The 19165-nt window shown below is 74.7% G+C and carries 19 protein-coding genes; 9 read left to right on the forward strand and 10 right to left on the reverse strand.

The genetic code is table 11. The annotated features are described in order from the left end of the window. Positions 1-21: 21 nt before the first annotated feature. From AB0L29_RS15915 to AB0L29_RS15930, 4 genes are all read right to left on the reverse strand, one after another. Positions 22-1110 (reverse strand): ABC transporter ATP-binding protein, encoded by a 1089-nt coding sequence (locus AB0L29_RS15915; RefSeq protein WP_365827417.1) that lies wholly within the window; start codon positions 1108-1110, stop codon positions 22-24. Beyond that, positions 1107-1880: an ABC transporter permease gene (locus AB0L29_RS15920; protein ID WP_365827744.1), complete on the reverse strand. Its 774-nt coding sequence runs from the start codon at positions 1878-1880 to the stop codon at positions 1107-1109. The genes AB0L29_RS15915 and AB0L29_RS15920 overlap by 4 nt, the downstream gene beginning before the upstream one ends. Positions 1881-1954: 74 nt before the next feature. Continuing rightward, the gene (gene modA / locus AB0L29_RS15925) at positions 1955-2776 is read right to left on the reverse strand and encodes a molybdate ABC transporter substrate-binding protein (protein WP_365827419.1); all 822 of its coding nucleotides are present in this window, start codon (positions 2774-2776) and stop codon (positions 1955-1957) included. Between the two features lie 164 nt (positions 2777-2940). Further along, positions 2941-3336 carry a helix-turn-helix transcriptional regulator gene (locus AB0L29_RS15930; RefSeq protein WP_365827421.1) on the reverse strand — a complete coding sequence of 132 codons (396 nt, stop codon included), beginning with the start codon at positions 3334-3336 and terminating at the stop codon, positions 2941-2943. A 134-nt stretch (positions 3337-3470) separates the two neighbouring features. Here AB0L29_RS15930 and AB0L29_RS15935 point away from each other — a divergent pair, with 134 nt between their 5' ends. Further along, the gene (locus AB0L29_RS15935; RefSeq protein ID WP_365827423.1) at positions 3471-4070 is read left to right on the forward strand and encodes a DUF1707 domain-containing protein; all 600 of its coding nucleotides are present in this window, start codon (positions 3471-3473) and stop codon (positions 4068-4070) included. 684 nt (positions 4071-4754) lie between these two features. On the opposite strand, the gene AB0L29_RS15940 is transcribed toward AB0L29_RS15935, so the two are convergent. From AB0L29_RS15940 to AB0L29_RS15950, 3 genes are all read right to left on the reverse strand, one after another. Then, positions 4755-5801, reverse strand: coding sequence for a LacI family DNA-binding transcriptional regulator (locus AB0L29_RS15940; protein ID WP_365827425.1), 1047 nt, complete (start codon positions 5799-5801; stop codon positions 4755-4757). A 209-nt stretch (positions 5802-6010) separates the two neighbouring features. Next, entirely contained in the window at positions 6011-6217 is a 207-nt protein-coding gene (locus AB0L29_RS15945) for a DUF5999 family protein (RefSeq protein ID WP_365827427.1), read from the reverse strand. 431 nt (positions 6218-6648) lie between these two features. Next, on the reverse strand, positions 6649-7233 hold the full coding sequence (locus tag AB0L29_RS15950; RefSeq protein ID WP_365827429.1) for a hypothetical protein: 585 nt from the start codon (positions 7231-7233) through the stop codon (positions 6649-6651). A gap of 551 nt (positions 7234-7784) precedes the next feature. Between AB0L29_RS15950 and AB0L29_RS15955 the strand changes: the two genes are divergently transcribed. After that, positions 7785-9302 (forward strand): glutamate-cysteine ligase family protein, encoded by a 1518-nt coding sequence (locus tag AB0L29_RS15955; RefSeq protein WP_365827431.1) that lies wholly within the window; start codon positions 7785-7787, stop codon positions 9300-9302. A 101-nt stretch (positions 9303-9403) separates the two neighbouring features. Beyond that, positions 9404-10204, forward strand: a complete 801-nt coding sequence (locus tag AB0L29_RS15960; RefSeq protein WP_365827433.1) for a type II CAAX endopeptidase family protein — start codon at positions 9404-9406, stop codon at positions 10202-10204. A gap of 54 nt (positions 10205-10258) precedes the next feature. Here the strand turns inward: AB0L29_RS15960 and AB0L29_RS15965 are convergent, their stop codons facing one another. Next, on the reverse strand, positions 10259-11068 hold the full coding sequence (locus AB0L29_RS15965; protein ID WP_365827435.1) for a PhzF family phenazine biosynthesis protein: 810 nt from the start codon (positions 11066-11068) through the stop codon (positions 10259-10261). A 544-nt stretch (positions 11069-11612) separates the two neighbouring features. Here AB0L29_RS15965 and AB0L29_RS15970 point away from each other — a divergent pair. The 4 genes from AB0L29_RS15970 (at position 11613) to AB0L29_RS15985 (ending at position 15432) form a co-directional block, all read left to right on the forward strand. Next, positions 11613-12236 (forward strand): PadR family transcriptional regulator, encoded by a 624-nt coding sequence (locus AB0L29_RS15970; protein WP_365827437.1) that lies wholly within the window; start codon positions 11613-11615, stop codon positions 12234-12236. Between the two features lie 415 nt (positions 12237-12651). Continuing rightward, positions 12652-13203: a Clp protease N-terminal domain-containing protein gene (locus AB0L29_RS15975; protein ID WP_365827439.1), complete on the forward strand. Its 552-nt coding sequence runs from the start codon at positions 12652-12654 to the stop codon at positions 13201-13203. Positions 13204-13289: 86 nt separating this feature from the next. Then, entirely contained in the window at positions 13290-14294 is a 1005-nt protein-coding gene (locus tag AB0L29_RS15980; protein ID WP_365827441.1) for an EamA family transporter, read from the forward strand. Positions 14295-14481: 187 nt separating this feature from the next. Continuing rightward, positions 14482-15432: an EamA family transporter gene (locus AB0L29_RS15985; RefSeq protein WP_365827443.1), complete on the forward strand. Its 951-nt coding sequence runs from the start codon at positions 14482-14484 to the stop codon at positions 15430-15432. Positions 15433-15622: 190 nt separating this feature from the next. Here AB0L29_RS15985 and AB0L29_RS15990 read toward each other — a convergent pair whose 3' ends face one another. Then, a complete protein-coding gene (locus tag AB0L29_RS15990; protein ID WP_365827445.1) occupies positions 15623-16315 on the reverse strand; it encodes a pyridoxamine 5'-phosphate oxidase family protein in 693 nt (230 codons plus the stop codon). 35 nt (positions 16316-16350) lie between these two features. On the opposite strand from AB0L29_RS15990, the gene AB0L29_RS15995 reads away from it, so the two are divergent. After that, positions 16351-17682, forward strand: a complete 1332-nt coding sequence (locus AB0L29_RS15995; RefSeq protein WP_365827447.1) for an aminotransferase class I/II-fold pyridoxal phosphate-dependent enzyme — start codon at positions 16351-16353, stop codon at positions 17680-17682. A 143-nt stretch (positions 17683-17825) separates the two neighbouring features. Continuing rightward, positions 17826-18158 (forward strand): glyoxalase superfamily protein, encoded by a 333-nt coding sequence (locus tag AB0L29_RS16000; RefSeq protein ID WP_365827449.1) that lies wholly within the window; start codon positions 17826-17828, stop codon positions 18156-18158. A 16-nt stretch (positions 18159-18174) separates the two neighbouring features. On the opposite strand, the gene AB0L29_RS16005 is transcribed toward AB0L29_RS16000, so the two are convergent. Next, positions 18175-19143, reverse strand: coding sequence for a DMT family transporter (locus tag AB0L29_RS16005; protein ID WP_365827451.1), 969 nt, complete (start codon positions 19141-19143; stop codon positions 18175-18177). Positions 19144-19165: the final 22 nt, after the last annotated feature.

Raw genomic sequence — 19165 nt, forward strand, 5'->3', positions numbered from 1 at the left:
GGCGGGGCCCTCCCCTGTGTCTCAGGCCGGGTAGGCGTGCGTCTGCGCCGCCTTGACCGTGGCCCACACGGAAACGCCCGGATACAGGCCGAGTTCGGCCGCGGCGACGGTGGTGAGGTCGGCGGCCAGGTCCAGTCCGCCGGTGAGGTCCACGCGGATCTGGTCGCCGTGGGTCTCCAGGCCGGCGACTTCGCAGCGCCAGAGGTTGCGGGCGCTGGAGCCGGTGGGGCGGTCCCGGAACAGGGTCACGGCGCTCGGCGGGAACGCCACGAAGACCGGGCCGGAGAGGTCCTCCGTGGTGGTGACGGCGGGACCCGAGTCGAGCCGGACCGTGTGCCCCTCGGCCCGTCCCCGGTAGAGGTTCAGACCGACCAGCCGGGCGATGTAGTCCGTACGCGGACGGCGGGCGATGCCGGCGGGCGTGCCCTCCTGGACGACACGGCCGTCCTCGACGACGACCAGCCGGTCGGCGAGCACCATGGCGTCCAGGGGGTCGTGTGTGACCAGGACGGCGACGGCCTCGAAACCGGCCAGGTGGCGGCGCAGCCGGGCGCGCACCTCCAGGCGGGTGCGGGCGTCCAGGGCGGCGAGCGGTTCGTCCAGCAGCAGCAGCCGGGGACGGATGGCCAGGGCGCGGGCCAGGGCCACGCGCTGGGCCTGGCCGCCGGAGAGGCGGCGGGGTTTGGCGCCGGCGTACTCGGCCAGGCCCATGCGCTCTAGCCACCGGGCGGCCCGGGCCCGGGCCTCGGCCTTGGAGGCGCCCCGGCAGCGGGGGCCGAAGGCCACGTTGTCGAGGGCGGTCAGGTGCGGGAAGAGCAGGTAGTCCTGGAAGACGACGCCGACCGGGCGGGACTCGGGCGGCGTACCGTCCAGCTCCGCCCCGTCCAGCCGCAGGTGGCCGGCCGTCAGCGGGACCAGGCCCGCCAGCGCCCGCAGGGCGGTGGTCTTGCCGGCGCCGTTGGGGCCGAGCAGGGCGACGACGTCGCCCGGCGCCGCGGTGAGCGTCACGTCGAGACGGAAGGGGCCGCGGTCGACGACCAGGCGGGCGTCCAGGCCGGCGTCGCGCGCGGCCTCGGCGGGGGCGGCCGTGCCGTCGGCGGGACCGGTCATGAGGCCGTCATCCAGCGGTCCCTCAGGCCCGCCAGCACGGCGATCGACACGGCCAGCAGCACCAGGCTGAGGGCGATCGCCGCCGCCGGGTCGTTCTGCAGGGCCAGGTAGACCGCGAGCGGCATGGTCTGCGTACGGCCGGGGAAGTTCCCCGCGAAGGTGATCGTCGCGCCGAACTCCCCGAGGGCGCGGGCCCAGGCCAGCACGGAGCCGGCCGCGATGCCCGGCGCGATCAGCGGCAGCGTCACCCGGCGGAACGCGGTGAAGCGGGAGGCGCCCAGGGTGGCGGCCGCCTCCTCGTAGCGCGGGTCGGCGGCTCGCAGGGTGCCCTCCACGCTGATGACGAGGAAGGGCATCGCCACGAACGTCTCGGCGAGGACGACCCCCCACGTCGTGAACGGCAGCGTGATCCCGAACCAGGCGTCCAGCCACCGCCCGATCACGCCGTTGCGGCCCAGCGCGAGCAGCAGGGCCACCCCGCCCACCACCGGGGGGAGGACCAGCGGCAGCGTCACCAGGGCGCGGACCAGACCGCGGCCCGGGAAGTCCGCGCGGGCCAGGATCCAGGCGAGGGGAACGCCGATGACCAGGCTCAGCGCCGTGGCCGCCGTGGCGCACACCAGCGACAGGCGCAGCGCCTGCCACACCTGCGCGCTGGTCAGCTGCTCCGGCAGGCTGCTCCACGGGGTCCTCACCAGCAGGGCGACGAGGGGGAGCAGGAGGAACGCGAGGCCGACGAGCGCGGGCAGCAGCAGGGGGACGGGGACCAGGCGCGCGCCCCGGCCCGGGCGGGCGCGCCGGGGTGCGTTCGCCGAAGTGCCGTGGCCGGTCGCGGCGGGGCGGGTCACGGCTCGAGGAACCCGGCCCGGGCCAGCGTCCTCTGGCCCTCGGCGGACCTGACCAGGGCGATGAACGCCTCGGCCGCCGCGGGGTTGGGTGCGCTCCTCAGCCGGGCGATCGGGTAGTCGTTGAGGGCCTCGGCCGACTCGGGGAACTCCACGCCCTCCACCTTGTCACCCGCCGCCCGCACGTCGGTCCCGTACACGAGGGCGGCGTCGGCCTCCTTCAGCTCGACCTTCGTCAGGGCGCTCCTGACGTCCTGCTCGTACGAGACCGGGGCCAGCTTCACTCCGGCGGCGTCGAGCGCCTTTCGCGCGGCGGCGCCGCACGGCACCTCCTTGTCGCACAGCACCACCTTCAGGCCGGACCCGGCCAGATCCTTCAGGGAGGTGATGCGGTCGGGGTTGCCCGGGAGGGTGGCGATCTCCAGCCGGTTGCGGGCGAAGACGGCGGGCACTCCGGTGGCGCCTTCCCGGTCCGTGACGGTCCTCATCGTCCGCGCGCTCGCGGCGGCGAAGACATCGGCCGGGGCACCCGCGGTGATGCCGGCGGCGAGGGTGTCGCTGCCGCCGAAGTTGAAGACGACCCCGGTACCGGGGTGTTCCTCCTCGAACCGCTCGCCCAGGGCCGTGAAGCTCTCCTTGAGGGAGGCGGCGGCGAAGACGGTGACCGTGCCCGAAATCTTCCCGGACGAGGCCGCCGAGGAGCCGGACGCGGCGGGGTCCGGACCCGGGCCGGACGAGGAACAGGCGCTCAGGGCCAGCAGCCCGGCCGCCACCCCGGTGGTCCGAAGGGCCCGGCGTGTCCGGCGCGCGGAACGGGTCATCTCGGGGCGCTCCTCTGTCCTCGGGGGAAGAGCCCGCGGGACTCCTCCGATACGCCGATCATAGTGGCGCAGATGCGAGCCGGAAGCCTCCCGTGGCATCGCAGGAGCCGGGACGAGAGGATCTCGGGGTGGGCATGTGCGTCCCCGGCGGAGTTCTCTCCCGCTCAGGCGCGGTCGATATGGACGTTCGTCGACTTCACGCGGGCGGTGGCCTCCATGCCGACCTCCAGGCCGAGCTCCTCGACGGCCTCCCGGGTCAGCAGGGAGACGAGCCGGTGCGGGCCGGCCTGGATTTCGACCTGCGCGGCGACGTCACCGAGCTTGATCGCGGTGACGATGCCCGGGAAGGCGTTGCGGGCCGAGGTGTACGAGGTGCCTGTCTCGTCGTTGCCGGACCCGGCGAGTTCGACCGAGAAGGCGGCCAGGTCGCGGCCGTCGACGAGCCGCCGTCCGCTCGCGTCGCGGTGGGTGGTGATCCGGCCCGCGTCGGCCCAGCGGCGGGCGGTGTCCGGGCTCACGCCGAGCAGCCGCGCTGCCTGGCCGATCGTGTAGGAGTGCATGCCGGTCACGATAGGGCGGTGGGAGGGGGACGCGGGCGAGGGGTTGGCCGACGGGTATGACGCGATATAGCGTTAGTCCGCGAGCATCGAGCGGGTGGGCGGGGACGCCGTGCCCGGGAAAGCCGGGGTGGACCATGTCGGGGGAGTTCCTGCGCACGGGCGGGCCGGCCGGGCTGCGCGCCTCGCACGCGGACCGGGACCGGGTCGTGGACGTGCTGACCGCCGCCGCGGGGGACGGGAGGCTGACGGCCGAAGAGCTCGAGGAACGGGTGGAGGCCGCGCTGACCGCCCGGACGGTGGACGAGCTGACCGTGCTGACGGCGGACCTGCCGGACCCGGCGGGCGCGGCGACGGTCACCAAGGACTTCGCGCGGATCGAGCAGGTGGGTGCCTCGACGCGGCGCGGCGAGGGGTGGGCGGTGCCCCGGAGCATGGAGATCCGCTCCGAGTGGGGTGAGGTGACGCTCGACTTCACCCGGGCGGTGATCACGCACGACACCCTCTCCGTCGACGTGGACATGCGCGGCGGCGTCCTGCGGCTGGTGACCCGGCCGGGTGTCGTGGTGGACACCGACGGGCTGGTGGCCCACTACTCCAGGATCAAGGCACGGCGGTCGGCGGCCGGCGACGGTCCCGTGGCGCTGCGGGTGGAGATGGCGGGGGAGATCAGCTTCGGGCAGGTGGTGGTGCGTCCGGGGCGGCGGGCGTTCGGCAGGAGATCCTCCCGGGGCTGAGCGGGTCGCACACCCGCCCGGAGTCGGGCGGACCCCGTGCGTGCCCGGCCCGGGCGTCCGCCGGGTGGGCGCTCCGACGCCGCCTGCCTGGCACCGCACCGGATCTCCCCACGGCGCGGGCCGGGAGGTTCCTGCCCGTGGAGCGACCGGCCCGGCCGGACTGGTGCCGGCCGCGACCGGCACCAGTCCGGCCCGGCCCGGCCACACCTTCGCCGGCCGCCGCCGGCAGCATCCCGAGCGCCGGATCACGGCCCCGCCGGCCCCGGGGCGGCGCGCCGGGGCGCCTGTGCGTCCGGACGAGGCCCGCCCCTACGGCCTAAAGATCGCTCGGGGCGAGACGGGCGTGATCGCCCGGGCCGGTCCGGTGTGCCGGCGAGCCGCCCGGTGCCCGGTGGAGCCGGGACCGGTCACGCTGGTCGTCGAGGTCCGGACGGCGTCCGTCGTACCGCCCACCGTGACGTCCGCGGGGCAGGGGACGCCCGGCCTGCGGGCCGGTGGGCCCGGCACCCTGGCCTTCTCGCTCGGCGACGGCACCCCGCCGGCCGAGCCCGGCGGCCGTTGCCCCTCCACGCAGGTGGCCGGGGGCTTCACCGGACGGGTCGTCGGCGTGCACGTCGTCGAGGGCGGCGCGGCGTTCGACCGGTGCGCGTACGAGGCCGTGCCGGCCCGGGGTACCGGAACGGGTCAGTCCTTCGGGGCCGCCGTGCTCGCCCGCACCACCAGGTCCGTGCCCAGTTCCACCCTCGGCGAGTCCGGCCGTTCGCCGCGGGCCAGGCGCAGCACCGTGCGGACGGCGAGCTTGCCCATGTCCGCGAGCGGCTGGCGGACGGTGGTGAGGGGCGGGGCCGACCAGCGCACTTCCGGAAGGTCGTCGAAACCGACCACGCTCATGTCCTCCGGCACCCTCAGGCCCCGCCGGCGCAGCGCCTCGACCGCGCCGAGCGCCATCTGGTCGCTGGCCGCGAACACGGCGGTCGGCGGCTCGGGGAGGCCGAGCAGGACGTTGCAGCCGGCGAAGCCCGACTCGGGACGGAAGTCGCCGGGGACCACGAGGGACTCGTCGAGCGCGATGCCGGCGCCCTCCAGCGCCGCACGGTAGCCGTCGTGCCGGGCGCGGGAGCACAGCAGCCGCGGTGGCCCGGCGATCAGGCCGATCCTGCGGTGACCGAGGGACAGCAGGTGCTCGGTGGCCGCGAGGCCGCCCGACCAGTTGGCGGCCCCGACGGTGGGCACGTCCAGGGCCGGGGAGCCCGCCGGGTCCACGACCACCAGGGGGACGCCGAGGGCCCGCAGTTCCTCGTGGAGCCCGGGCTCGAGGGCCGAGGTGACCAGGACGACGCCGTCGGAGGCCCGGGCCCGCAGGTTCCGCATCCACTCGCGGGCGTCGCCCGAGCGCCCGTGCAGCGCCGACACGACGGTGCCGGCGCCGGCCGCGTGGGCGACCTCCTCCACACCGCGGATGATCTCCACCGCCCAAGGACTGTCGAGGTCGTGGAAGACCAGGTCGAGCAGGGCCGCACGGGTGCCGGAGGCGGCGGGGCGCCTGCGGTACCCGTGCCGGAGCAGCAGGTCCTCGACCCTGGCCCGGGTCGAGGGCGACACGTCGGAGCGGCCGTTGACCACCCGGGAGACGGTCGGCACCGAGACCCCGGCCCGTCGGGCGATCTCCGTGATCGTGACCCTGCCCCGGCCGCCGGGACCCGTCTCGGTGCCGGCCTCCCGTGCTGCCACTTCCCCCACCTCCGTCGACGGATCCCGCGGAACTTCCAGGAGTCTTCCGGAAAACGGACCCTCCCGGAAGGCGTACCGGACCGCGCACCCGCCTCTCACGGGCCGCTACGGTGCGTCACCGCACCCGGACACGCGTCGGGGCCGGTGCGCAGGAGGTCCTGCGGCCGGCCCCCATGTCCTGGGGCGGGGTGTCGCTCCGCCCGGGGTGCTCAGGCGGCGGTCATCACCCTGCTGGAGTCCAGCGGACGGTGCGGGGCGATGACCCGGCCGTCCGGCAGGAGCTCACCGGTGTCCTCGAAGAGGACCACGCCGTTGCACAGCAGGCTCCATCCCTGCTCCGGGTGGTGCGCCACGAGGCGGGCGGATTCCCGGTCGGCGGAGTCGGCTGAGGGGCACGGTGGCTGGTGCTGGCACATGGGCGGGATCTCTCGCTCGGTCGTGAGGTGTGGTGAGATGGCTGTCGTGTCTGTTCCGCGGCTCGAAGCGTCGTTCATGGCCGTCCCCCGTTGTGTAAGTCGGTCGGAACCCAGTGTTGCCCCACGGGCGTCATTCCGCAGGGATTTCGCAGCACCGCTTCTCACAGGTTGAGGACGCAGCACCCGCGCGGGCGGTTCACCTCAACTGCACTGTCCCTTCGGGTGGTTCGTGGTGGCCGGATGGGGCTAGTCCAGTCGGTGCGGTGACGCTTCCGGGCCGTTGCCGGTCCCTCTTTCCGGCTCCCCCGGGCGTGTCGACGGCCCGGGGCGCCCGTCCCGCCGCCCGTGCGGCGAAAGCGCCGGAGACGACGTCGTACCCCGTCGCCCGTGATGCGGCGACGGGGTACGGAGGGGCTGCGGGGCGCGCCGCGTCAGGCGGGCGAGCTGAGCAGACGGGTCGGCGTGACGCGGTGGGTCAGTACCGGGAGCAGGTCGGCGACCCGGTGCGGACGGTGGGCCGCGATTCCGGGCGGTGCGGGTGCCAGCGGGACGAGCACGTCGGTGGCGGCGGGATGGCCGGTGGCGGCGTCCGCGGTGCAGTCGCCGTGCAGCCAGAGCGTCAGCATGTACAGGCTGGGCACCGACAGCAGCCGGGGCTGGTACGGCTGCGGCACCGACTCGGCCTGGCGCAGCGCCCGCTCGGTCGAGGCGACGTAGGGGCCCTCGAAGAAGTGCGAGAAGGCCCAGCCGTCCGGGGTCAGCATGGTCTCCGCCGCGGCCACCGCGTGATCGCCGCAGCGGATCAGGAAGCGCCAGCCGGCGAGCCGGGTGGCGAAGGCGCCCTCGGGGGTGATGCGGTCGAGGACGTGGACAGGCAGCGGCAGCTCGGGCGTGGTGGGTCCCTGGGCGCCGAGCAGGGAGGGAGTTCGGGCCTCGCGCACCGCGGTGGGGGAGGAGAGCGCAGTCAGGACGGAACGGAGTGCGGGCGCGGGAGCCGGGGGGACATGCAGCGGCATGGTGGGTCGCCTCTCATTCGAAGGCACGGTGGCGCGAGGGCGTGGCGGACGGCGCTGTCTGCTCGCGAGAGGTCAGAGAGGCAGGGGCCGGGGTCTGGGAACGAGAGGTGAGGGTGAGGCTGCCGAACGTCACCACGACGGCAGGATTCTTCGACCGTGGGCGCCAACCTTCTGCCTTGTTCGCGGAGTTTATACGACACGCTGTCAGGCTGTGTTTCGTCTAGCCGTTTCCGGCGGGTAACACAAGGGTACATTCGGTCGGCGATACGCGGGAATCATCCCGATTCCAGATGCGGCGCGCGGCGATGACCTCGTAAAGTGTCCGCCGAGTGGACGGCCAATTCTCATCGGCGTTTTTCACGAGTTCGCGCATGCCCGAAACTGCGCTGTGCGCCATGCCCGGTGAATGTGCCACCGGTCATGAACGGACAGCGTAGCGCGCGGCGGATCCGGCCGGGGGCGTTATCGATCGCTTCGGCGGGGCATCATCCCACGTGACCGGGACGTCGACGGCCGATCTTCGGCCCGCCCATCCAAGGAGGGACACAGCGATGGGGGAGAAGGTCGTGGCAGGTCAGTTCGATCTGTCCGATCGCCAGCGCTATCGTGACAAGCTCCGCCAGTGCCTGACGGGGCTGGAGCGACTGCTGGCGGAGAAGCGGTTCGACCGCCCGAAGAACCTCGTGGGCCTGGAGATCGAATTGAATCTCACGGGCGCCGACGGCATGCCGAAAATGTTGAACGCGCAAGTCCTCGAGCGCATCGCCAGCCGGGACTTCCAAACAGAACTCGCCATGTTCAATCTGGAAGTCAACATCCCTCCGCACCGGCTGGGCGGCCGGGTATTCGACCGGCTCGCCGAGGAACTGCGCACCTCTTTGGCCTATGCGGACCGGAAAGCCGGAGAGGTCGACGCGGGAATCGTGATGATCGGCATTCTGCCGACGCTGGACCGGGACGACCTGGTCTCCTCCAACCTCTCCGACGTCGACCGCTACGCCCTGCTCAACGACCAGATCGTGGCCGCCCGCGGGGAGGACTTCAGGCTCGACATCGACGGTGTGGAGCACCTGACCTGCACGTCGAAGTCCATCGCGCCGGAGGCCGCCTGCACCTCCGTGCAGCTGCACCTGCAGGTCACCCCCGACCGCTTCGCCGACGTGTGGAACGCGGCCCAGGCGGTGGCCGCCGCGCAGATCGCCGTCGGCGCCAACTCGCCGTTCCTGTTCGGGCGCGAGCTGTGGCGCGAGTCCCGGCCCCCGCTGTTCCAGCAGTCCACCGACACGCGCCCGCCCGAGCTCCAGACGCAGGGCGTACGGCCGCGCACCTGGTTCGGGGAGCGCTGGGTCAGCTCGGCCCACGACCTGTTCGAGGAGAACCTGCGCTACTTCCCGGCGCTGCTGCCGATCTGCGACGACGAGGACCCCCTGGAGGTGCTGGACCGGGGCGGCGCCCCGAAGCTGGCGGAGCTCGTCCTGCACAACGGCACGATCTACCGCTGGAACCGCCCGGTCTACGGCGTCGCCGACGGCGTTCCCCACCTGCGCGTGGAGAACCGCGTGCTGCCCGCCGGGCCGACCGTCGTCGACATCATCGCCAACGCGGCCTTCTACTACGGCGTCGTCCGGGCCCTCGCCGAGGACGCCCGGCCGGTGTGGACCCGGCTGCCCTTCGAGGCCGCCGCCGCCAACTTCGACGCGGCCTGCAAGCACGGCATCGACGCCCGCCTGACCTGGCCGCGCCGGGGCCGCCACGGCGGTACGGCCGAGGTCGACGCCGTCACCCTGATCCGCGACGAACTCCTGCCGCTCGCCGAGGCCGGCCTGGACGCGTGGGGCGTCGAACCCGCCGACCGGGACCTGTACCTGGGCGTGATCGAGGAGCGGTGCCGGCGCCGGGTCAACGGCGCGACCTGGCAGGCGGCCACCTTCCACCAGGCCCTGGAGAAGGGGCTCTCGCGGGAGGCCGCGCTGGCCGCCACGACCCGGCGCTACCGCGAGCTGATGTACAAGGGCGACCCGGTGCACACCTGGCCCGTGGACCTCCCGGAGCCGGTGCCGCTGGGCTGACGCGCCGCCGGGGCGCCGTCCTGCTGCCCCCATACTGATCCGACAGGTCGGTGGATCCCACAGGTCGGTGGATCCCACAGGTCGGTGAATGGGGAGGCAGGGTGCAGGCGGAGGCGGGCCCGGTGGGCGAATCGTTTCCCGGGCAGCGACTCACGCGGCGGACGCTGCGCGACGAGACGCTGCTCGTGCTCGGGCTGTCGCTGGGCGCCAGCGGTGTGTCCGCGCTGATCAGCTTCGTCGGATCGGTCACCGAGCCGGGCGGCCTCAAGGACCAGGCCGCCACCCTCAACGCCTCCGCCGCACCGGGCCGCCCCTGGCTCGACCTCGCCTGGCAGCTCTTCGGGATCACCACGGCGCTCGTGCCCGTCGCGCTCGTCGCGCACTTCCTGCTCCGGGAGGGCGCGAGCCTGCGCGCCCTCGGCTTCGACCGCACCAGGCCCTGGCCGGACCTCGGGCGCGGGGCCGCGATCGCCGCGGTCGTCGGCAGCACCGGCATCGCCTTCTACCTCGCCGCCCGCGGCTTCGGCTTCAACCTCACCGTGGTGCCCGAGGCGCTGCCCGAGGTGTGGTGGAAGTACCCCGTGCTGGTCCTGTCGGCGGTCCAGAACGCGGTCCTGGAGGAGGTGATCGTCGTCGGCTACCTGCTGCGCAGGCTCGACCGGCTGGGCTGGACGCCGGGGGGCGCCCTGGTGGCCAGTTCCGTACTGCGCGGCTCGTACCACCTCTACCAGGGCGTCGGTGGCTTCGTCGGGAACGTGGCCATGGGCGTGCTGTTCGTCCACCTCTACCGCCGCTGGGGGCGGGTGGGGCCCCTGGTGGTGGCGCACTCGCTGCTCGACATCGGGGCGTTCGTCGGATACGCGCTGCTGGCGGGCAAGGTGGGGTGGCTGCCGACGGCGTGACCGGTCCGGCCGGGGGAGGGGCGTACGGGGTCTTCGTACGCCCCTGTGGCGCGGTCAGGCGAGCAGTTCGCCGTCGATGACCGTCACCGCCCGCCCGCTGAGCAGGGTGCGGTCGCCGCGCAGGCGGGTGCGGACCCGGCCGGAGCGGGGCGAGGCCTGCAGGCCGGTGAGGTCGGGGCGGCCGAGGCGCTCGGACCAGTACGGGGCGAGGGCCGTGTGGGCGCTGCCGGTGACCGGGTCCTCGTCGATGCCGATGTTCGGGAAGAAGCAGCGGGAGACGTAGTCGTAGCCCCGCGCCGGGTCCTCGGCGCGGGCGGTGGCGATGACGCCGCGCTCGGAGTGGGCGGCCAGGGCCTTCAGGTCGGGCGCCAGGCCGTGCACGGTCTTCTCGTCGGCGACCTCGAGCAGCAGGTCGCCGACGTTCGGGCCGGTGTCGAAGGCCGCACCCGGCTCCGCGCCGAGCGCCTCGGTGATCCCGTCGGGCAGGTCGACCCGGGTGAGCGGGGCGGTCGGGAAGTCCAGGGTGACGGAGCCGTCCTCGGCGGGGGTGGCGACGAGGACGCCGCTGCGGGTGGCGAACCGCACCGGGCCCTCGTGGGCGCCGGTGGTGTGCAGGACGTGCGCGGTGGCGAGGGTGGCGTGGCCGCACAGGGCGACCTCGGCCACGGGGGTGAACCAGCGCAGCGCCCAGTCCGCCTCGCCGCCCTCGGGAAGCGGGTGGGCGAAGGCCGTCTCGGCGTGGTTCACCTCCAGGGCGACGTCACGGAGCCAGTCGTCGTCGGGGAAGGCGTCGAGGAGCAGGACCCCGGCCGGGTTGCCGGAGAAGGGGCGGTCGGTGAAGGCGTCGACGATTCGTATCCGCATGCCCCGACGCTAGGGGTTCCGCGGTGCCGCGGGCCAAGGCCAATTCCCGGGAACTGGACCGGCCCGTCCCGTCCTGTCCCGACGAAGCCGGCCGTCCGCACGCCGCTGACCCGCGTGGACCGGGCGGGAGGCGTGGACGTGATCCGTCGGGACGGACGCCGGCTCTCCGGTCCGTGAAGGGCCTGCCCGGTGCCGATGCTCCCGCTCACTGTCGTGCCAGGGCGGCCGGAACGGCTGCGGGCCGGTCCCCGCCGCGCCCGGGCCGAAGTCCGGCAGCGGCCGATCCGGCTCCGGCCACGGGCCGGAGCCGATGTGCCGTCCGGTCGCCGCCGCCCGGTACCGGCCCGGGAAGTGGCGCTCACCGCGCGACCGGGCCCGCTGGGACGGCGGCCCGGACGACCCGGTCCGTCGAGAACCGTCGAGAAGGCGGCTCGGCCGGGCGGGACGGATACGGCCCGCTGCCGGCGGGGGTTGTCGGTGAAGACGTTCCGATATATCGTTGAAGCATCGCGACAGATCAACGATGGAATGGAGAGTGGTTGCGATGCGTACCCACGGATTCGAGCACGGACACCGGCAGGGCGGCCCCGGGTGCGGTCCCGGCGGCTTCGACGGACGACGTGCGGCCTTCGGCCCCTTCGGACCGGGCGGCCCCGGTTTCGGCCCGGGCGGTCCGGGCTTCGGGCCCGGGCACTGGGGCGGACGAGGGCGCGGCGGACCGAGGGGAAGGGCCCGGCGCGGCGACGTGCGGGCCTCGATCCTGGCCCTGCTCAAGGACCGGCCCATGCACGGCTACGAGATGATCCAGGAGATCGCCGAACGCAGCGGCGGGGCGTGGAAGCCCAGCCCCGGCTCGGTCTACCCCACGCTCCAGCTACTGGAGGACGAGGGACTGATCGCCAGTGCGACCGAGGGCGGCAAGAAGCTGTTCTCGCTCACCGAGGAGGGCCGTGCCGCGGCCGGCGAAGGTCCCGAGGCGCCCTGGGAGGAAGCCTCGCGGGGCGTCGACTGGCAGGCCCTCGGCGAGATCCGCCAGGCCGGCTTCGGTCTGATGGAGGCCTTCGGGCAGGTCTGGAAGACCGGCAGCAAGGAGCAGCGGGAGAAGGCGCTCGGCGTCATCAACGACGCCCGCAAGAAGCTGTACCTGATCCTCGCCGACGAGGACTGAGGGCCCGTCGCCGGTCCCGGCCGGCGGCGAGGGGAGACGGCCTCGGCCGCCGTGCGGCAGGCGCCCCGCGGAGCGATCCGCGGGGCGCCTCGGTGCGTCCGGTCGCCCCGGGTCTCGCCGCAAGGGGCGTGGCGTCCGGTTCGGCCGGTCCGGCGTGTCACCGCCGCGTCGCGCACGCCCCGCACCCGCGGGAAGGGGCCCTCGCCCCCGTCGTGGCCCGGAACGGGACGGCGCGGGCCACGCTGCGGCTGCCCTCGGGGGGCGCGGTGCGAGGCGGCGCGCGCCCCTGAGGGGCGACGACCTGATCTCCTCCGCAAGGAGGAGATTTCGCCCGGCCCGCTCCACTCCTCGTGGGACGCGAGAATGCTTCCCGCCGGGGATGCCCCGCGGCGCGCGGGACTGATGGGGTGGGGATGTGCAACCCCGTACTCCCCGCCGGCCGGCCCACGAGCAGGCGGTCCACCCCGCGGACCACGACGCCCGGCTCGGTGCCGGCCTGGCGGCGGTGGTCGCCGGTGCCCGGCGCAGGGCGGTCAGGGGCGGGGACCGGCAGGTCGACACGGCCCATCTGCTGCACTCGCTGCTGGAGGCCGATCCCGAGGTGCGCGCCTGCTTCGCCGGTGCGGCGCAGCTCGCCCGCCTGCTCGGCTACCTCGTCCAGCGCAGCATCGGCTACGGCCTGCGCTGGCAGAGCGGGGTCGGGGACCGCGGGGCGGTCCCCGAGGCGACGCGGAGCACCGGCCTCTCCCCGCTGGCCGCGGCCGCCATGGAGTACGCCCGCGAGCGCGCCGCGCGGCGCGGCGCGGGGCCGGCCCGCGGTGTGGACCTGCTCGCGGCGATCGTGCGGGACCCGCAGGCGCGGGCCGTCGAGGTGCTGGAGCGCGCCGGGCTGGACGCCCGTGAGGTGGCCGCCCGGGCCGACGGCCCGCCCGGGACCCGCGCGGCGGGCGGCGACTGCGCGCACTGACGCCGCCGCCGCGGAACCGGTCCAGCCGTTCACTGGATGAGACAGGTGCCATAGAGGATGACGCTCCTGTCGCCGCCTGTCATCATGTGCCGGTGCATACGTCTGACAGCAGTCGGAGCAGCCGCGGAAAGGGCGCCGGGCTCGGCCTGGCGCTCGCGTCCGCGGTCGCCTTCGGCGGATCCGGTGTGGCGGCCAAGCCGCTGATCGAGGCGGGACTCGACCCGCTCCACGTGGTGTGGCTGCGCGTGGCGGGCGCGGCACTGGTGATGCTGCCGCTCGCCGTGCGCCACCGTGCGCTGCCGCGCCGCCGCCCCGGGCTGCTCGCCGGGTTCGGACTGCTGGCGGTGGCCGGGGTGCAGGCCTGCTACTTCGCCGCGATCTCGCGCATCCCGGTCGGGGTCGCCCTGCTCGTCGAGTACCTGGCGCCCGCTCTGGTCCTCGGCTGGGTGCGGTTCGTGCAGCGCCGGCCGGTGACCCGTGCCGCCGCCCTCGGCGTGGTCCTCGCGGTCGGCGGACTCGCCTGTGTCGTCGAGGTTTGGTCGGGCCTCGGCTTCGACGCCCTGGGGCTGCTGCTCGCCCTCGGCGCCGCCTGCTGCCAGGTCGGCTACTTCGTCCTGTCCGACCAGGGCAGCGACGCCGGTGACGAGGCGCCCGACCCGCTCGGCGTCATCGCGTACGGCCTGCTCGTCGGCGCCGCCGTGCTGACCGTCGTCGCCCGGCCCTGGTCCATGGAGTGGTCCGTGCTCACGGACACCGCCGACCTGGACGGCACTCCCGTCGCCGCCGCCGTGCTGCTCGGCTGGATCGTCCTCGTGGCCACCGTCCTCGCGTACGTCACCGGGGTGCTCTCGGTGCGCCGGCTCTCCCCCCAGGTCGCGGGGGTCGTGGCCTGCCTGGAGGCGGTCATCGCGACCGTCCTGGCCTGGGTGCTGCTCGGCGAGCACCTCTCGGCGCCCCAGATCGCGGGGGGCGCGGTCGTGCTGGCGGGGGCGTTCATCGCGCAGTCGTCGGCGCCGGCGAAGGGCTCCGGCGGGCCGGTGGCGAGCGGTGACCCCGAAAGGGAGTTGTCCTCCCCCGGAACAGCGGCCTAAGGTGCGGGCCATGGATTCGCGCGCACTCGTTCTTCCGCCTCCGGCAGCCTGAGGCGGGCCCTCCGGAAATCCCGCCCGGCGCGTCGCCGGGCCGAACGGTGCTGCCCGCAGACGAAGTCCACGGACCCGCTGAGTCGAGGTCCCTTCCCGAACTTCCGCGCATCGTGCGCGTCTGCGGAGAGAATTCGTGTCGCATGCTGTCTCCGGCCTGCCCGTCGGGCGAGGCCTCCTCTATCTGATCGTCGCCGGTGCCGCCTGGGGCACCGCGGGCGCCGCCGCCTCCCTGGTGTACCGCGTCAGTGACATGGGGCCCGTCGCCCTGTCGTTCTGGCGCTGCGCGACCGGACTGGTGCTGCTGCTCGGTGTCCGGTGGCTCCGGCCGCGTGCCGGTGCCACCGTCCGGGAACCACTGGGCCGCAGGGCCCTGCGGGCCGGTGTCACCGGTGGCGGACTGGCCGTGTTCCAGACGGCCTACTTCGCCGCGGTGCAGTCCACCGGTCTCGCCGTGGCCACCGTCGTCACGCTCGGCGCCGGACCCGTCCTCATCGCGCTCGGCGCGCGGCTGACCCTGGGGGAGCGGCTCGGCCGCGGCGGGGCCGCCGCCGTCGTCGGCGCGCTCGCCGGCCTCGCGGTGCTGGTCCTGGGCGGCGGGGCCGCGACCGTACGGCTGCGGGGCGTCCTGCTCGCGTTGCTGTCGGCGGCCGGCTACAGCGTGATGACCCTGCTCACGCGCCGCTGGGGCCGCGACGGCGGGGCGGACGCGGCCGGTACGTCCGTCGGGGCGTTCGCCGTCACGAGCCTGGTCCTGCTGCCGCCCGCCGTGGCCGAGGGGCTGCTGCCCCACACCGCCGAACCCGCTCGGCTGCTGTGGCTGCTGGCGTACGTGGCCGCGGTCCCCACGGCCCTCGCCTACGGCCTCTACTTCGCGGGCGCGGCCGTCGTCCGCTCCGCCACCGTGTCCGTGATCATGCTGCTGGAACCGGTGAGCGCGTCCGTGCTCGCCGTCCTGCTGCTCGGCGAGCACCTCACGGCGGCCACCGTGGCCGGCACGTCGCTGATGCTCGGCTCGGTGGCGGGACTGGCGGTGGCGGAGGCGCGGGGCGCGCGGGCTTTGAGGAAGGAGCCCGCGCTCGTGTGAGGCACGACCGGGCCGCGCTGCCCGGCGGGGCGGGACGGGTGACGGTCCCGCCCCGCCCGGGGAGGCGCGGACGCGGCGCGGGGGCCGGACGGGAGACGGCCCGCCCGGTGGGCCGTCGACGGCGAGCCGCCCGAAGGCGTGGACGGCCGGCCGGCGTCGCCGCGGGACGTGTCCCGCGGGCGGGCCGGCGTCACAGGGCCGCGAGATAGCCGGGCAGCTCGGTGCCCGGGGCCAGGTCCGGGTCGGCGACCGGGGTGCCGTAGCCCTTGCGCAGCGGGACGACGCCCGCCCAGTGGGGGAGGGCGAGGTCCTCGGGCTCGTCGTTCACGCCGCCGGTGCGGAGCTTGGCGGAGACCTCGTCCAGGTCGAGGCGGAGCACGGCGGTGGCCGCCAGTTCCTTCCTGTCGGCCGGCCGCGAGTCGCGGGAGCGGCCCGGCACGACGTGGTCGACCAGCGTGTCCAGGGCCTCCCGCTTCTCCTGCGCGTCGGTGACCTGGTGGGCGACGCCGTGCACCACCACGGAGCGGTAGTTGACCGAGTGGTGGAAGGCCGAGCGCGCCAGGACCAGCCCGTCGACGTGCGTGACCGTCAGACAGACCCGGAGACCGGGATCGGCCTGGCCCGCCGCGCGCAGCGGGCGCGAGCCCGTCGAGCCGTGCAGGTAGAGCCGCTCGCCGACCCGGCCGTACAGCGTGGGCAGTACCACCGGCGCGCCGTCGCGCACGAAGCCCAGGTGGCAGACGTAGCCCTCGTCGAGTATCGCGTGGACCAGCTCCCTGTCGTACGACGCCCGGTGCGCGGCGCGTGTGGGGACGGTGCGGTCGGTCGGCGTGTAGGCGGCGGGCTGCGACGGCGTCCGCTCGGTCTGCTCGGTCCCCTGCATGGCGTCCTCCATTGCACTAGTGCATAATCTGTTTTGTGCTAGGAGAGTATCGGATCAGTGGGCGGCGCGCAGCGGAGATCTCGGCGAGCATCGAGCGCGCGGTGGGGACCGGGGAGCTGAAACCCGGCCAGCTCCTGCCGCCCATGCGTGAGTTGGCCGCCCTGCTGGGAGTGAATCCCAACACGGTCGCCGCCGCCTACCGGACGCTGCGCGAGCGCGGGGTGATCGAGACCGCCGGGCGGCGGGGCAGCCGGGTGCGGCCCGCCCCGGCCACGACCGGGCGGGACCACATCCGCGTTGACGTGCCCGAGGGCGTGCGCGACGTGTCGAGCGGCAACCCGGACGCGGCGCTGCTGCCCCCGCTCGCGCCGGCCTTCGCGGCGGCGGCGAAGGAGGGCGACCGCGCCCCGGTCCTGTACGGGCAGACCGCCGTGGAGCCGGAGCTGGCGCGGATCGCCCGGGCCGGGCTCGACGCCGACGGGGTGCCCGAGGGGCCGCTCGCCGTGGTCTCCGGTTCGCTCGACGCCGTCGAGCGGGTGCTCGCCGCCCACCTCAAGCCCGGGGACACCGTCGCCGTCGAGGACCCCGGCTGGGGCAGGACCCTCGATCTCGTCCCGGCGCTCGGGCTGCGCACCGTTCCCGTCGGGGTCGACGACGAGGGGCCGCGCGCCGACGACGTGCGCCGCGCCCTGGCGGACGGCGCCCGCGCGCTGATCGTCACGGACCGGGCACAGAACCCGACCGGCGCCGCGGTGAGCGCTTCACGCGCGCGTGCCCTGCGCGACGTGCTGGAGGGGCACCCGGAGGTGCTGCTGATCGAGGACGACCACGGCCACGGGATCGTCGACCTGCCGCTGCACCCCCTCGCCGGCACCACCCGGCACTGGGCCCTCGTGCGCTCGGTCGCCAAGGCCTACGGCCCGGATCTGCGGCTCGCCGTGCTCACGGGGGACGCCGTCACCGTGGACCGGGTCCACGGGCGGCAGCGGCTCGGCCCCGGCTGGGTCAGCCGGCTGACCCAGCGCGCGGTGGTGCGGCTGTGGGCCGACGGCACGGTGGACGGGCCGGCGGTGGCGGCCGCCTACGGACGGCGCCGGCAGGCGCTGATCGACGCGCTCGCCCGGCGCGGGGTCGCGGCGCACGGGCGCAGCGGCATGAACGTGTGGGTGCCCGTGCCGGACGAGACGGGGGCGGTCGCCCGGCTGCTGCACGCCGGCTGGGCCGTCGCGCCCGGAGCCCGCTTCCGGATGAGCGCACCGCCCGGGATCCGGATCACCGTCTCGACGCTCGCCGAGGACGAGATCGGCCCGCTGGCGGACGCGGTGGCCGCCGCCGTGGGCCCGGCACCGGCGCGGGTCTACGGCTGAAGCGCCCGTGCCGGGCCCGCGCCCGGGGCGTCGGTGCGGGGCTGTCCGAAGCGTCCGGGCGTTCCCGCCCTCGCGGGGGTCCGGGCTTTCCGCTCAGGTACGGGAGCCTGGGCTTTCCCGCTCCTGCACGGGAGTATGACCGCATGGACGAAGAAGCGATCCCGATCCTGCGCGTGTCCGACGCCCCGGCGGCCGTCCGCTGGTACGAGCGGCTGGGCTTCGCCCAGCGGTGGGAGCACCGCTTCGAGCCGGGCCTCCCGGCCTTCGTCGAGGTCGCGCGCGGGCGCGTACGGCTGTTCCTGTCGGAGCACGCCGGGGACGCCCGGCCCGGCACACTGGTGTACCTGCGGGTGGCCGACGTCGACGTGGTGGCAGCCGAGTTCGGGGTGCCGGTCGAGGACGCCCCCTGGGCACGGGAGATCGAGCTGTGCGATCCGGACGGCAACCGGCTGAGGATCGGCACTCCGGCCGGGTGACCCGGGCCGGCCCGGGTCACCGCCGGGGCCGCGCCTGCGTGAGCGCCGCCCCGGCCAGGACGATCAGCGCGCCGACCGGAGTCGACCAGGCCAGCGACTCGCCGAGGAGGGCGACACCGGCGGCGGTGGCGATGACCGGGATGAAGTACGTGACCATCTGGGCCGTCGTCGGACCGACCTCGGCGACCAGGCCGTACTGCAGGAGCACGGCGAGTCCGGTGCCGAGCGCCCCCAGGGCCGCGATCGCCAGCAGCGGCAGGACGGCGAGATCGGTCGGCAGCGTGGTGAACAGCGGTGTGACGACGGCCAGCTGGACCGTGGCGAGCAGCAGCTGCGCGCCCGTCATCGACAGGTTCGAGTGGCCGGTGCCGGCCAGGGTGCGGCGGACGTAGATCCAGCCGACCGGGTAGCTGAGCGAGGCCAGCAGAGCCATCGCCGTGCCCGTGGCGTCCAGGCCGTGGAAGCCCTGCCAGGCGCCGAGCACGGTGAGCACCCCGAGGAAGCCGAGGCCGAGCCCCGCGACCCGCAGCCGGGTCGGGCGGTCCTCGGACAGCGCGACCAGCGACAGCGCCATGCCCCACAGCGGCGAGGTCGCGTTGCAGATGCCCGCCAGGGTGGACGGGATGGTCAGCTCGGCGTACGCGAACAGCGAGAAGGGCAGGGCGTTGAGCAGGAACGCGGCGACCGTCAGGTGCCCCCAGGTGCGCGCACCGCGCGGCAGCCGCTCCCGCTTCACCGCCAGCGCGGCCCCGAGCACCGCCGTCCCGAACACCAGCCGGCCGAGCGTGACCTGGAACGGTGCGTACCCATGGGTGCCGATCTTGATGAGGAGAAAGCTGAAGCCCCAGATCAGGGACAGGGCGGCGAACCTCAGGCGCCAGTCCAGGCGGGGGCGGGGGCGATCGGCCGTGCGGGCCCGGTCGCGAACGGTGGTGGTGACAGCGGTCATGGACGTCACCATGCTGGAAGCAATCTCGTAGCACAAGTGAGATTTCGAACGCGGTATC

The organism is Streptomyces sp. NPDC052701, from assembly GCF_040678355.1.
In the GTDB taxonomy this organism is placed as follows: Bacteria; Actinomycetota; Actinomycetes; order Streptomycetales; family Streptomycetaceae; genus Streptomyces.